At 32.3% G+C, this 15,468-nt stretch carries 9 protein-coding genes; all 9 read left to right on the top strand.

The annotated features are described in order from the left end of the window. The first annotated feature begins 119 nt into the window (after positions 1–119). A complete protein-coding gene (locus ACL9RH_RS07335; protein WP_422692710.1) occupies positions 120–797 on the top strand; it encodes a YceI family protein in 678 nt (225 codons plus the stop codon). A 1,063-nt stretch (positions 798–1,860) separates the two neighbouring features. Further along, positions 1,861–2,124, top strand: coding sequence for a helix-turn-helix domain-containing protein (locus ACL9RH_RS07330; RefSeq protein WP_422692709.1), 264 nt, complete (start codon positions 1,861–1,863; stop codon positions 2,122–2,124). A 365-nt stretch (positions 2,125–2,489) separates the two neighbouring features. Then, on the top strand, positions 2,490–3,131 hold the full coding sequence (locus ACL9RH_RS07325; protein WP_422692708.1) for a DUF6266 family protein: 642 nt from the start codon (positions 2,490–2,492) through the stop codon (positions 3,129–3,131). A 186-nt stretch (positions 3,132–3,317) separates the two neighbouring features. Continuing rightward, entirely contained in the window at positions 3,318–5,825 is a 2,508-nt protein-coding gene (locus ACL9RH_RS07320) for an N-6 DNA methylase (protein ID WP_422692707.1), read from the top strand. Continuing rightward, positions 5,819–6,970 carry a restriction endonuclease subunit S gene (locus ACL9RH_RS07315; RefSeq protein ID WP_422692706.1) on the top strand — a complete coding sequence of 384 codons (1,152 nt, stop codon included), beginning with the start codon at positions 5,819–5,821 and terminating at the stop codon, positions 6,968–6,970. The genes ACL9RH_RS07320 and ACL9RH_RS07315 overlap by 7 nt, the downstream gene beginning before the upstream one ends. A 53-nt stretch (positions 6,971–7,023) precedes the next feature. Beyond that, positions 7,024–9,258 carry a DUF262 domain-containing protein gene (locus tag ACL9RH_RS07310; RefSeq protein WP_422692705.1) on the top strand — a complete coding sequence of 745 codons (2,235 nt, stop codon included), beginning with the start codon at positions 7,024–7,026 and terminating at the stop codon, positions 9,256–9,258. A 4-nt stretch (positions 9,259–9,262) separates the two neighbouring features. Beyond that, positions 9,263–11,746, top strand: coding sequence for a GmrSD restriction endonuclease domain-containing protein (locus ACL9RH_RS07305; RefSeq protein ID WP_422692704.1), 2,484 nt, complete (start codon positions 9,263–9,265; stop codon positions 11,744–11,746). Next, positions 11,703–14,756, top strand: coding sequence for a type I restriction endonuclease subunit R (locus ACL9RH_RS07300; protein ID WP_422692703.1), 3,054 nt, complete (start codon positions 11,703–11,705; stop codon positions 14,754–14,756). Before ACL9RH_RS07305 ends, ACL9RH_RS07300 begins: the two co-directional genes overlap by 44 nt. Continuing rightward, positions 14,756–15,451: a M48 family metallopeptidase gene (locus tag ACL9RH_RS07295; RefSeq protein ID WP_422692702.1), complete on the top strand. Its 696-nt coding sequence runs from the start codon at positions 14,756–14,758 to the stop codon at positions 15,449–15,451. The genes ACL9RH_RS07300 and ACL9RH_RS07295 overlap by 1 nt, the downstream gene beginning before the upstream one ends. Positions 15,452–15,468: the final 17 nt, after the last annotated feature.

Raw genomic sequence — 15,468 nt, 5'->3', positions numbered from 1 at the left:
CCTTTTTCTGACATTATTTTAATTTCTTGATGTATGTTAAGGTTCTGGAAACAAGGTTTTTCTATTTTTGTACCCGAAAACAACAAAATTTCAATCAACTTTTTAAACATTTCAACAATATGAAAAAAATTAGCGTAATTGCATTAGTAGGAGTAGGATTGCTTTTAGCATCATGTAATAAAGAAAAATCTGCGGATACTGCAGCTACAGCTCAGGAACAGAAAGTAGCAGAAAGCAAAGGAGAAGTATTGGCAGTAGACACAGTAGGTTCTGTAGTCAACTGGAAAGCATTCCACAAAGGAGGAATGGCTCCTCGTTGGGGAACGCTTACGGTAAAATCAGGGGATCTTAGCGTAGACGGAGGTCAGGTTGCTGCGGGTAATTTTATTATTGATATGAATTCTATCAAAGTAGATCCGGCTTCAGTAACAGAAAAAGATAAAAAACCGGCAGACCTTGAAGCTCACCTAAAAAATCCTGACTTCTTTGATGTAGCGAAAAACCCAACTTCAGACTTTAAAATCACAAGCGTTACAGATTTAAAGGAGGCTCCGAAAGATGCAGTAGCAGGAGCAAACAAAACAGTAAGCGGAAACCTTACATTATCAGGAAAAACAATGAACGTTACTTTCCCAGCTAAAGTAGACGTTGCAGAAAATTCAGCAGCAATTCAGGCTAAATTTACAGTGAACAGAGCAGATTGGGGAATCAAATTCGGTACTTCAGAAGCAGATCCTGCAGAATGGATGATCAGCAAAGATATCGAGATCGCCATCGATGTAAAAGCTAAAAAATAATTGTTAGATTGATCAGCAATCTATAGGCTGCTTCTTTTGAGAGGCAGCTTTTTTTGTTTTGTGAACGAAATTCGCAGAGATTTCGAAAGGGACTTATATTTCAGGATGTTCAGATCCTTTTGCAATCCCTTGTCAAAGATGTTGACAATAGTTTCCAGATATTATAAATAATCGTTATTTTGCGGTTGGACCGTCATAACAAGTGAATCTTGGAGTATGGATACTGTTCTTCAATAGGGTATTGAGAAAGGCCGTTTCCAGACGATGGCAGACAAAAGTATTTTCCATGATTTGAAGCCAGGGCCTCAATAACAAATTTTTAAAAAGTGATAAAATATATAGATTATTTAATTTTCCATTTAGACTGTTTGTATAAAAGAATGGATAAGTTTAAATATAAAGACCGGGGAGTAGAAAAATTTTGGTTGATTGTGATCATTTCAATTTTTATTAATGTAAGCTTTTCAACTATTGATAATATTTTTTTGGGAAACTATTTTCTTCTCCAGTCTAAGAATATTTTCTTTTTTTTATTACCAGTAGTGATGTTAATAGTCAACTTCCTGTTTATTAAAAATGAACGGTTTCTAGAATATGATTTTAAAGAAAGTTATAAAGGATATACAGGTTTAGTGATATTGTTTATAATAATGATCATATTGATGACTTTGGTTAAACCTATGAAACAGTAAAATCAATCTTAAAGCATCAATAACATATTTACTGCTCTTGAACGGTTGTGGTATCTTGTTGTTACAGTGGGTATTTCAGACAGCCGGGAGTATGAGTAAAAATGTACCTGTTAAAAAAAATCAATTTTTTTATTTTAATCTTTTTTAAATCATTTAACAAATAATTTTTATCAATCTCGTTAAGGTTTTTCCAAAAATGGTGAAAAATCTTTTATTATATTAAAATAGGCTTTTTGTTGTTTGATTATCAGTTATTTATTGGTATTTATTTTGAAGCAAGTCTATTTGTGTCTGATCATGATATGCGAATATTATCGTTAGATTTTATGAAAAATAAGTACGACTGCCTATAACACCAAAGAACTAAAGTGATGAAACAATATGTCAATCCTCAATCGGGAGCAGACCCTTCTACTAAGGAATTAATGGCTCTTTTTGTTGAAATTTTAAGGGCCCTGCAAAATAAAGAGCCTGAACATTTTCCGTATTATGACAGTGCCGATGTCAAACGTTTGCTGAATATCAGCGACAGTACCTTACACCGCATCAGGAAATCGAAGAAGATTCCCCATGTTAAGATCGGAAATAAAATATTTTATCCAAAATCGTTTTTCAATACAGCCTTCAAACCATGAAGGCTTTTTTTATGCTTTATTGTGAAATCCCAATAGCCTGATTTATATTCTTACTGCCACCTTGAGCGCAAAGTATTTGAAGGCTCTCAGAATAGAACTGTAAAATGATCCGATTTCTGATGATTTTCAAAATTGAAACCAAAATACTCCCGATCTTCTTCGGATTTCCTTCGACTGTTCTTCGGAAAAAGAATCATTTTTCCGAAGCTCATCCGAAGGACACTCGAAGGAGACTCGAAGAAAGTAGGTTGTAAACCGGTCAAAAGACGTCAAAACCTATCAAAAACAGTCATTATTTTCACGGGTGATGGTCCATTGAAAATTCCTTTATACATTCGTTCATGTAATCAAAAAAACACACTAAAATGGCACGAATAACAAAAGGAATCCTTGGTGGATTCTCAGGAAAAGTAGGAACAATTGTAGGAGCCAACTGGCGCGGTAAGGATATTATCCGAAGTATTCCCACTCCCAGCAACAGACCTCCCAGCGAAAAACAAATGGTTCAACAGATGAAATTTAAGCTTGTGATAAGCTTTTTACGCCCTTTAGGTTCCATCCAGAAAAAATATTTCGGATTGAACAGCGGGTCGAAGTCCAGAATCAATCTGGCAGTATCTTACACCATCAACGAAGCGGTTCAGATGGTCGCAGATGTTCCGGAACTGATCTATAACAAGATTCTGATTACGAAAGGTGATCTTACAGGTTTTCAGAATGTAAACGCCACTCCTCAGGCTGGAAATACAATCAGCCTGACCTGGGAAGACAATACGACGCAGGGAAACGCGGCTGGGACAGATCAGGTGACGGTAATCTGTTATAACAAAGAGCTGGATTCATTTGCTGTTTTTGAAGCTATGGCTGAAAGAAGCGCTTTAACAAAAGAGGTAGCTCTACCAGCATATTACGCAGGTAAAGAAATGCAGGTCTGGGCTTATTTGAATAGGGCAGAGGAAGACATTGCCTGCAATAGTTCCTATCTCGGAGCTTTAACGATGATTTAATGTTGATCTCCACCTGAAAAGGTGGAGATTTTTTTTGTAATTATTCTTATTTCTAGAAAAAGCTATTTATTTAACACTGGCATATTCTATAAAAAAGTATTAAAAAGTTGATTACTATAAAAAAGTATTGAATAGAAAAACTACTTTTTTTGGCTATATTTAACGCTTAAATTGAAGTAGATATTAATGGCAATTAAAAAATCTGAGCTATATAGCTCGTTATGGGCTAGTTGTGATGAATTACGAGGCGGAATGGACGCTTCTCAATATAAAGATTATGTGCTTACGATGTTATTTGTAAAGTACATTTCAGATAAATACAAAGGCGATCCGTTTGGGGCGATTACTGTCCCTGAAAATGCGTCTTTTGATGATATGGTTAATTTGATCGGTAATGCGGAAATTGGTGATAAGATCAATAAACAGATACTGAATCCTATTAAGGAAGCTAATAAACTTAATGAGTTTCCTGATTTCAATGACCCAAATAAATTAGGTAAAGGAAAAGATCTAGTAGATACAGTTTCTAATCTGGTTCGTATTTTTAATGATCCAAGTTTGGATTTTTCAGGTAATTCTGCGGAAGGAGACGATATTTTAGGAGATGCTTATGAATATCTGATGCGCCATTTTGCTACTGAAAGTGGAAAATCAAAAGGACAGTTTTATACCCCCGCAGAAGTTTCAAGAGTATTAGCGAAAGTGATTGGTATTAATCAAAAAAATTCTTCAAACCAAACAAAAGCTTATGATCCTACCTGCGGTTCAGGTTCATTATTATTAAAAGTAATGAATGAAGCGGGCAAAAATATTGATCTCTATGGCCAGGAAAAAGAAACTACAACTGCCAATTTAGCGCATATGAATATGATTTTACATGGCGCCGAAACGGCAACAATTGTTGCAGATAACACTCTTTCAAGACCAGCATATCGGAAAAAAATTCCTGTTGATATTTCAAAACCAATGAAAGAAGATCCTATTTCTTTATTGTCAGGTACTACTAATTCTACTGAGATACTCGAACAATTTGATTATGTTGTTGCCAATCCTCCATTCTCCTTAAAAAGTTGGAGTAATGGGGTAAATATAGAAAATGATGAATACAATCGTTTTGCCTTAGGAGTTCCACCAGAAAAGAATGGTGATTACGCTTTTCTATTGCATATTTTGCAATCAATGAACGCTAACGGAAAAGGAGCTGTTGTATTGCCCCACGGGGTTTTATTCCGTGGGAATGCTGAGGGAGAAATTCGTAAAAATATTTTAAAGAAAGGTTATATCAAAGCGATTATAGGTTTGCCTGCCAATTTATTCTATGGTACGGGTATACCGGCTTGTATTATTGTTCTTGACAAAGAAAATGCCGAACATCGAAAAGGAATATTTATGATTGATGCCAGTAAAGGCTTTGTAAAAGATGGTAATAAAAACCGCTTGCGTGAACAGGACATTCGCAAGATTACTGATGTGTTTGATGCTTTTGCCGAACTGCCGAAGTTTAGCCGGATGGTATCAATGACAGAAATTTCGGACCCTAAAAACGATTATAACCTCAACATTCCACGTTATATTGATACTCAGGAAGCTGAAGATATTCAGGATTTAGCAGGACATTTATTAGGTGGTATTCCCCAAAAGGATGTGGATAGTTTGCAGGCGTATTGGGATTTGTTCCCGTCATTGAAAGCAAATTTGTTCAGCCAGCTACGAACAAGTTATTTTGAACTAAAAGTGCCTGCTGAAGAAATTAAAGCTACGATTTTTAATCATCCGGAATTTGTTACATTTAATAAGAAAATGCATAATGATTTTGATGAATGGTTGAATGAACAACAAACGACATGGAATAATTTGGACAAAGGTTTTGGAATAAAAGAAGCCTTTGAAATATCAGCACAAACGATCTTAAGTCATTTTGAAAATAATGCTTTAATCAATCGTTATTCAATGTATCAGCATTTGATGCAATACTGGAACGAAGTGATGCAGGATGACTTCTATTCCATTTCAATGGATGGCTGGAAAGCAGGAAATGAATATACCCGATTGGTCATTAAAGGGAAAAAAGGGAAAGATGGTAAGATAGCTCAAGATAAAGATATCCTCGGCTTAGCTGGAATTGAAGGAAGAATGATAACTCCGGAAATGATGATTAATTATTTCTTTAAGAAAGAATATGAGAGTTTACAGGATTTAGAAAATCAACTGAATCTTACGCAAGAAGCTCTTGCTGAAATAGAAGAAGAAAACAGTGGTGAAGAAGGTATTTTCAGCGATTTGGAAAAAATCAATCTTAAAAATGTAAAAGATTTTTATAAAGTACGTAAAGCCGAAAATGCTTCTAAAGAAGAATTAAAATACATCAAAAATTATATCGATACGCAGGAAGCTTTAGGTGGAATTACTAAACTCATCAAAATAGCCAAAGAGAATTTGGAACTCAAAGTGGTGGCGCAATATCCTTTATTAACCGAAACCGAAATAAAAGATATGGTGATCAACCATAAATGGATACCCGTTTTGCAAAATGCCCTGAACAGCGAACAGGAAAAACTAAGCCAAAACTTGACGCAACGCATTAAGGAATTGGCAGACCGATACCAACAGGCTTTACCTACTTTGGAAACCCAAACAGCGGAAGCTTCGCAAAAAGTATTGGCTCACCTGCAAAAAATGGGATTGGTATGGTAAAGGAACATATAATGAAGCATACAGAGATTGGTTTGTTACCGAAAGATTGGAATGTAATAAATTTAGAGAAAAATTTTACTATAAAAGCAAGGATTGGTTGGCAAGGATTGACAACTGCAGAATATCTTGATGGGGGTAATTATGGATTGGTAACTGGAACTGATTTTAAAAATGGATATATTGATTGGGATAATTGTGTATTTGTTGAAAAAATACGATTTGACCAAGATAGAAATATTCAATTGAAAAATGATGATGTACTTGTGACAAAAGACGGCACAATTGGAAAAATTGCTTATATTGATTTTTTACCCACACCTACAACTTTAAACAGTGGAGTATTTGTTATAAGACCTAAATCAAAGGAAATTAATAATAGATTCTTCTATTACGTTTTGATGTCATTCTACTTTGATGATTTTCTTTTAAAAATTACAGCTGGTTCTACTATAACTCATCTTTATCAAAAAGATTTTGTCAACTTTAATTTTGTTTGTCCACCCTTACCCGAGCAAGAAGCGATAGCGGAAGCCTTGAGTGATGCCGATGCGTGGATAGAAAGTCTGGAGCAACTCATTGCCAAAAAACGCCTCATCAAACAAGGTGCAATGCAGGAATTGTTGACACCTAAGGAGGGTTGGGAAGTGAAGAAGTTGGGGGAGGTTTTGAAGTTTGGAAGCGGTAGAGATTATAAACACTTAAGTAGCGGAGATATTCCTGTTTATGGAACTGGAGGAGTTCTGACATTCGTGGATAATTATCTTTATGATGGAATCTCTGTTGGAATTGGGAGAAAAGGTACAATTGATAAACCTGTTTTGTTGGTAGGTAAATTTTGGACTGTTGATACACTGTTTTTCACACATTCTTTTTTGGGAGTTAATCCAATCTACATCTATTATCAGTTCCTTTTAATTCCTTGGAGAGAATACAATGAAGCTTCTGGAGTACCAAGTTTGAATAAAAATACTCTCGAGCAAATTGAAATTATAATTCCATCATTCAACGAGCAAACTCGTATCGCCACGATCTTATCGGATATGGATGCTGAACTGGAAGTTCTGGAAGCTCAACTAGCAAAAGCCCGACAGATAAAACAAGGGATGATGCAGGAATTGCTGACAGGGAGAGTACGATTAATATAAAAACAAATTTTAACATTTTCACCAGCCATGGTCCTTTCAAAAAAACTTTAACCTTGAACAAAAACAAACAAACTCATTTTATACAGTGGCTTATTCACAAAAAGATAGTATCCGAAGGCTGTGCCATTAGTTATGACAGCTATGTGCGTAATGCCTTATCTGCAATAAAAGTCGATATTAAATCTTTACATACTAAAGAAAGCTTAAAGGATATTACGGAAATGCTTTCCAAAGAAGGTATGGATGAAAAGTTACAAAAAGCGCCTAATACCATTCAGAATTATTTGAGTGGTTTGCGTGCTTATGGTGAATTTTTAGATACTGCATTTTCCGAAGAATATGAGTGTAATAAGACATTACCCGAAAAACCAATTGATATCTTATTGCCTCAGAATAACGTTTTTTTCATGAATAAGAAACTCCATCATAATACATTAGTGTTACTTCCACTAAAAGATTTGGCTCATAAAAAATTTATTATAGGCTCATACCAACGTGGTTACAAGTGGGGGAAAAAGGAAATTTTAGAATTGCTAAATGATATTCATTCTTTTGATAAAAATATGGGGATGTATTGTTTGCAGCCTTTGATCCTAAAATCTCTTGAAATAATTCAACCTAAAATACAAACAGATAGTACGGAAATACATCAAAAAAATGAAGTAGTAGATGGTCAACAGCGAACTACTACTATATATCTTATTTTAAGATACTTAGAACATAAAAAATGGATAGAATCAAATTCTTTGTATGAAATTGATTTCCAAACAAGGGAAAGAAGCGGATATTATTTAAAAAATAATTTAGATACTATTTATAGTTTAGATTTAAGGTCTATAAAAGATGATGAATTTATAGAGTTTAATTATGCTGATCAAAATGCTGTAAATACATTATGGAGTCAATATATTTCTGAACATATGGAATATAATAATGTAGATATATATCACTTCTTTATTGTAAGCTGTTATTTGATACGTTGGATAGAAATTAATCTGAAGGATAAAGGTGAAAGGAATAATTTTATTGAAAAGTTCACAGAAAGTGTTAAGGTAATCTGGTACTCTCTGGAAGCCAGCCAAAATCATGATGAAATAATAAAAGTATTTTTGAATAATAATAAAGGGAAAATTAGCTTAACATCTTCAGAACTTATAAAAGCCTTATTTATATTAGACATTAAAAACAGAGAACCTGAGTCCATAGCTGTATTAAAAATAAATGAATTTGCTACTGAATGGGATGGGGTTGAAAAACAACTTCAAAACGAAAGATTTTGGTACTTTATCCAGCCTGACGAATCAAAATATAAGCAGGGAACAAGAATCGACTTTTTGTTTGATTTAGAATTACAAAAGTGTAAAAATAGCGATTCTTATTTTGCTTATCGAGAAATAGAATCATCATTTAACAAAAATGAAAATATCGGCAACTCTTGGGATCAGGTTTTACGCTTACATTATAAATTTATTAATTGGTTTGAAGATAAAGAACTTTATCATTTTATAGGATTTCTTACCAATTCCAGAATTAAAAATTTAGATGAAATACTGGAAATAAGTAAGGGAAGTAATCGCGATAAATTCAAAGAAGATTTAATGGAAATCGTTAGGGTCGAATTTGATAAAACTGTTGAAAGAGATAAGATTAAACATAAGCCTTATCTTTTAGATAATTTAAATTATAAATACTTTTATAATGAAACAATGAATGTTCTGTTGTTGTATAATGTTTTTTATTATTTAGAGAACATGGCTGGTTACAAATTTCCCTTTGATTTGTATGTAAAACAGCAATGGAGTATTGAACATATTAATCCACAAAATCCGAAAGGATTTGAGAGCATGGAAATCTACACCCAATGGATTACAGATATGCATTTGTATGCAGAAAAACCTTTACAGGATGAGTTAATTGATGAGTTAAAAAAACTTGATATTGATGAATTGGATAAGAATAAAGCATTAATGAAATTGATCGAAGATTTCTCAAAAGAGATTGAGGAAACTACCCATTCCGTTGATAATTTATTGCTATTAGATAAGAATACCAATAGTGCTTTAGGTAACAAATCATTTAAAGATAAGCGTATTAAAATACTTGAATTCGATAAGCGTGGCTATAATGATGACAAAGAGCCTGTTTTTATACCTATTGAAACTTTAAATGCTTTTAATAAAATCTTTAGTGATAATGTTAATATCGAAAGCTGGACAAAAGAAGATGGTGATAGCTATTGTAAAGCTATTGCTCAACGTTTAAAAGGCTATTTACCAACTAATATTTAATGGAATGGGAAAAATTGAAACTTTTTGGGCAATTATACAACATTATGGGATAGAAATACCACCTATTCAACGAGATTATGCGCAAGGAAGAGAAACTGTAAAGGCAAGTAAAGTTAGAACATCATTCCTGGATTCGATATTTAATTCGTTACACACGAAGACGGAGCTTTCTCTGGACTTTGTGTATGGTAAAATCTATGGATTAAGAAATGAAGAGGAGCATAGAAGAAATAAACAGGCTATTCAGTCATTAATTAGCAGTATAAAGGATTATGCTCTTACAATAGATTTAAATATAGAGGATATTAAGATCACGGATAAATCAAGGGATAAATCAGAATTAGTTTATTTAATTCCTTTAGATGGACAACAAAGGTTAACAACATTATTTTTGATTCATTGGTATATCGCAAAAAGATTAGATTATAAGAATGAAATAGCAATACTGAGGAGATTTAGATACAAAACAAGAAAAAGTTCATCAGCTTGTCTTAAACTTTTGACTAGCCGGGAAATTAGTTTACTATTTGAGAATGAAGAGGTACAGTCAGAGTTAAAGAAAGGAAAGTTTTATAAAGAAATTATTGATTTGGAATTTTTTTCTAAATCCTGGTTAAATGATCCTACAGTCCAAGCAATGTTGAATATGTTACAAGCTATTCACTATAAAGCTCAATATTTAGACAGAGAAGAATTAATAAATTACTGGAAAATTTTAACTGAAACAAATTTATTGAAATTTGACTTTTTAAATTTACTGGATTTTAATTTATCAGATGATTTGTATGTGAAAATGAATGCCAGGGGGAAAGAATTATCTCTTTTTGAAAATTTTAAAGCTTGGTTATTTGGAAAAATAGAAGAAGAAAAATGGATAGATTCTAAGACCTGGAAGACTTATAAAGGTAAATTTGATATTGAATGGAATGACTTGTTTTGGGATAAAAAAAGTACAAATGTTTTTGATATTGATGATGTATACTATCGCTTCTTTAAAAGATTACTATTAATTGACATTACTAGGTTTGCTGAAATCTCTGGTTCGTCATTTTCAAAAGACGACAAAAGAATTACAGATATTTTACAAAGTGATAATGAAGAGGATAATTTTGATTTTGAAAATTATTACTCTGATCTAACATCGAAATTATTAACAAAAGAACTTACCAAAAATAAAATAAATGCTCTAATAAGAAATAGATTAAGTACTTATTTTAAAATACTTGATAATTGTAATGAATTATCAAAGGAAGAATATTTTTTTAGTGAACATAGTTCGGAATTTTATAACTATTGGTTTAATATTGATTCTAAGACATCTTGGGTTGATTTAGTAAAGAACTATATCATTCTTTCATTTGTAGAAATTAACAGTGATAGGATAAAAAAAGGAAATTTATTTAAAGATTATTTAAGGGTCATGTTTAATCTTTTTAATAATCAAACTTTTGATAGTCCCATTCTCTATAAAAATGCATTTAATGATATCAATTTGATTAATCAATTTTTGAAAGATAATGAATGTGATATTTATACCTGGTTAGAAAAAAGAGATAATAAAAAGAGCATTGTTTTTACTGATGACCAAATTAATGAAGAAAAGAGAAAATGGGAATTAATAAAAACAGATAAGACTGCTGTAAATAATAATTTATGGATTGATTTAATAAGTAAAGCTGAAAGCCATTCTAATTTTAAAGGAAAGATTGGATTTCTTCTGAATCTTGCTAAAGGAGATAAAAAAGATTTTGATTTTTTCCATAAACAATTAGCTACATTGTTTAATCTCGATATTTTAGACCATAGTGAAAAGTTGTTACAAAGAGCGTTATTAACAAAAGGAAATTATTTTGATAAAAGAGGTGATGCTTATTATATACTTAAAAATGATACATCAACATATCGTGCCAGAAGAGAAAATTGGTTAGGATTTTTATCTAAAAATAATGCCTCAGAAATTATTGCGTTAATTGATAAGGAAGAATTTGATTATAAGAATGTTGAAGGTTTTCTCAAAAAAATTATTTCTAATTATAGTGACACTTTCCCATTAGATAATTTTATTACTCAACCTTTAGAACATATTGAATTTCATCATTTGTATGTTTATTGTGAAGAGTTATTTGATTATGGTGAGTCTAAAATTATTAAGCTCGCAGATAATAAATATGCTTATCAGCTTAATAAGGGAAATACTCGTGGTTATTTTAACGATGTACTTCTGGAATTCATTAAGTTTAAATATTTTCCTGATTCTGATGATGTAAAAATTCATAGAACAAAGGGCTGGGACAACAGTCCTTCTATTGAAGTAAAAGGAGATAGAATTAGACTAATACCACGCAAAAATAAAATCATAGCAGAAAGAATTAGTGATGATGAGCATTTAAGCGATTTTTGGTCTATTTTAAACGTTATAAAATATATAAAAATTAAACTAACCCATGATCAACCCTATAGAACGAATTACTCAAAACAGAATAGTTGAATTATTTCAAGAAGAGCTAGGCTATACTTATTATGGCAATTGGGAAAAACGAGAACACAATAGTAATGTAGAGAACGAAATTCTGAAGCAGAATCTGTTGAATAGAGGATATTCAGAAACGTTGACAGATAAAGCAATAAAAGAAGTATATGATTTCGCAACTTCTACTTCAGGTAATTTGTATCTCCGAAACAAAGCAATGTATTCGTTGTTACGTTATGGAGTGAAAGCACGTCCCGATCTGGGTGAACAATTTGATACTATTTTTCCCATTGATTGGAATGATTTTGACAAAAATGAATTCGGTATTGCAGAAGAAGTTACATTAACAAAAGGTGAAAACAACCGTCGCCCAGATGTGGTTTTGTACATCAATGGTATTGCCATTGGTGTTTTGGAGTTAAAAAGAGGAACTACAGATATTTCTGAAAGTATTAATCAATCTATTTCCAATCAAAGAATATTATTCAATGAATGGTTTTATACCACAGTTCAGCTGCTGATGGCAGGAAATAATACACAAGGTTTGAAATATGGAACCATTGAAACTGAAAATAAATATTACCTTGCCTGGAAAGAAGATGAAAACGATAATAAAGGTTATAAATTAGATAAATATCTAAAGAAATTATGTGCTAAAGAACGTATTTTAGATATCATTTATAACGGAGTTGTTTTTGATGCAGGTAAAAAGAAGCTTCCTCGCCCTCACCAGTATTTTGCTTTGAAAGAAGCACAGGAATTTATCCGTAAAAAAGAAGGTGGTATTATCTGGCATACTCAAGGTTCTGGTAAATCATTAATGATGGTTATGCTGGGTAAGTGGATTTTGGAGAATGTTGCTAATTCAAGAATAGTAATATTAACAGACCGTACCGAACTGGATGACCAGATAGAAAGGGTATTTAAAGATGTGGGAGAAACGGATGTTGCCAAAACAAGATCAGGAAAAGAGCTAATGCAATTTTTAACTTCTTCAAGACCAAGATTGGTTTGTTCGTTAATTCACAAATTTGGTAATAAAACAGAGACTGATTTTGATACATTCATTAAAGAATTACAAAATAATCCTGTACAGACACAGGGCGAAATTTTTGTGTTTATAGATGAGTGCCACCGTACACAAAGCGGTAAACTGAATCAAGTAATGAAAGCCGTTTTGCATAATGCAGTTTTTATAGGCTTTACAGGAACTCCTTTGTTAAAAGAAGATAAGAAAACAACAATGGATGTTTTTGGAAGATACATACACACTTACAAATTTAATGAAGCAGTAGCGGATGGGGTAGTAAAAGATTTGATGTATGAAGGTCGGGCTATTGAACAAAATCTAACCTCTCAAATTAAAGTCGACCAATGGTTTGAAGCAAAAACTGCAGGGCTCAATGATTTCCAAAAAAACGAACTGAAAAAGAAGTGGGGAACCATGCAAAATGTTCTAAGTTCGAAAAGTAGAATGGAAAAAATTGTAGCAGATATTATTGTAGACTTTTCTACTAAACCTCGTTTGAAACACCAGATGGGAAATGCTATTTTGGTAGCCTCAAGTATATATGAAGCCGCAAAATATTATAATTTGTTTTTGAATACCGAACTCAAAAATAAATGTGCTATCATTACTTCATATAATCCCAATGCAAATGATGTTTCATTGGAAGATACCGGTACAGATAATGAAACAGATAAACAATTTATTTATAAAACGTATACAGATTTATTAAAAGAGGTAAATGTAAAAGGCAATAAATCTAAAACGGAAACGTATGAAGCTGATGCGAAGGAAAGTTTCCGAAAAGAGCCTGCAAGAATGAAACTGCTTATTGTAGTTTCTAAATTACTGACAGGATTTGATGCACCGCCATGTACTTATATTTACATTGATAAAAAGATGCAGGATCATACGCTATTTCAAGCTATTTGTAGAGTAAACCGCTTAGATACTGATGATAAAGATTATGGATATATCATCGATTATATGGAGTTATTTGGAAACGTGAAGGATGCTATAAATGTTTATACTTCAGAGTTAGATAGTGAAGAGTTTACTCAGGAAGAAGTAAGCATACAATTAAAAGATCGCTTAAAGGTTGCTAAGGATCGCTTATTTACCGCTTTTGAGATCGTAGAAAGTATTTGCGAGAATGTAGAGAAGCCTAAAGATGATTTGTCGTATATTCATTATTTCTGTGGAAATACAGAGAATCCAGAAGATTTAAAAGCTACTGAATATAAACGTATGGCTTTATATAAAGCTATTGTAGAATATATTCGTGCCTATACCAATGTGAAGGCAGATTTTATTGCTGCAGAATTTACTGACACAGAAATCAAAAGATTTAATGATAAGTTAGATGAATATTTAAGTTTAAGAGAGATCATTCGTATTGCTTCAGGAGAGACCATTAATTTAAAAGCTTATGAAGCAGATATGCGTTTCTTAATTGATACTTATATAAAAGCAGACGAATCAGAAGTAATTTCACCTTTTGAAAATACTTCTTTATTAGATTTACTCGAAATTAATATAGATTCTGCGATTAACAGCTTGCCTAATGAAATTAAAGGTAATCATGAAGCTGTGGCTGAGATTATTGAAAATAATGTACGCAGTAAGATTGTAGAGGAACATTTACTGGATCCAAAATATTTTGACCAAATGTCTATTTTATTACAGGAATTAATTGAAAGGAGAAAGCAAGAAATAATTAATTATCAACAGTACTTAAAAGAAATGGCAGAAGTTATTCGTCAGGTCAATCAAGGGAAACATGATGATCTTCCGAAATCGTTAAATACCAAAGGAAAAGTAGCATTATATCATACTTTGGATGGTGATGAACAGTTGGCATTAGTTTTGGAAGAAGCGGTTCAATATGCTAAACAGGATGGATTTAGAGAGAATATTGCTAAACAGAAACTGGTGAAAAAAGCAATTTATGATGTGGTAGTTGATATCAATAAAGTGGAAGAAATTTATAAAATCATTGATGCTCATAAAGATGAATATTAATGTCAAATAGTATACTCTATATAGGTTCCGTAGAAATTGAGATTACTTTTAAAAAGATTAAAAATCTACATCTCAGTGTGCACCCGCCCGATGGGCGGGTGACCATTGCTTCACCCGAATTTTATGATCTTGAGAAAGTGAAAATATACGCAGCTACTAAGCTCAGTTGGATAAAAAGAGAACAAGAGAAAATAAGAAGCCAAGAACGAGAAAAACCAAGACTGATGATCACGCAAGAAAGTCATCAATTTTTGGGCAAACGTTATCTAATGAAGGTGATCGAAAGTAAGAGACCTAAATTAGTTTTAAAGCATAATACTATTGAGTTATATGCTGTAGCTGATGCAACTATAGAGCAAAAGCAAAATACACTTTATAATTGGTATAAGAAAGAATTAGAAATAAAGATCGGGTCATTAATCTTAAAGTATGCTCAATTGATGAATCTAGAGGATATTAATTTTGGTATCAGAAAAATGAAAACTAAATGGGGAAGTTGTAATACTGAAAAACGAATGCTCTGGTTTAATATAGAATTGGCAAAAAAACCGATTGACTGTATTGAATATATTGTTGTACATGAATTGGTTCATTTACTTGAAAGAAACCATAATAAGAATTTTATTATTCTTATGGATAGGTTTTTGCCAGGCTGGAGGCTGCAAAAAAAGATTTTGAATGAATTACCTTTATAATTTACATATGAAAATTA

It is taken from the genome of Chryseobacterium sp. Mn2064, from assembly GCF_049319685.1.
Classification (GTDB): domain Bacteria; phylum Bacteroidota; class Bacteroidia; order Flavobacteriales; family Weeksellaceae; genus Chryseobacterium.
The sequence above is the reverse complement of the archived record's forward strand: the minus strand, read 5'-3'. Positions and strand labels throughout refer to the sequence as shown.

Bases quoted from the DNA above. Each gene is read 5' to 3' on its own strand.
- ACL9RH_RS07335 (WP_422692710.1), top strand. From the start codon at position 120: ATGAAAAAAATTAGCGTAATTGCATTAGTAGGAGTAGGATTGCTTTTA.
- ACL9RH_RS07330 (WP_422692709.1), top strand. From the start codon at position 1,861: ATGAAACAATATGTCAATCCTCAATCGGGAGCAGACCCTTCTACTAAG.
- ACL9RH_RS07325 (WP_422692708.1), top strand. From the start codon at position 2,490: ATGGCACGAATAACAAAAGGAATCCTTGGTGGATTCTCAGGAAAAGTA.
- ACL9RH_RS07320 (WP_422692707.1), top strand. From the start codon at position 3,318: ATGGCAATTAAAAAATCTGAGCTATATAGCTCGTTATGGGCTAGTTGT.
- ACL9RH_RS07315 (WP_422692706.1), top strand. From the start codon at position 5,819: ATGGTAAAGGAACATATAATGAAGCATACAGAGATTGGTTTGTTACCG.
- ACL9RH_RS07305 (WP_422692704.1), top strand. From the start codon at position 9,263: ATGGGAAAAATTGAAACTTTTTGGGCAATTATACAACATTATGGGATA.
- ACL9RH_RS07300 (WP_422692703.1), top strand. From the start codon at position 11,703: ATGATCAACCCTATAGAACGAATTACTCAAAACAGAATAGTTGAATTA.
- ACL9RH_RS07295 (WP_422692702.1), top strand. From the start codon at position 14,756: ATGTCAAATAGTATACTCTATATAGGTTCCGTAGAAATTGAGATTACT.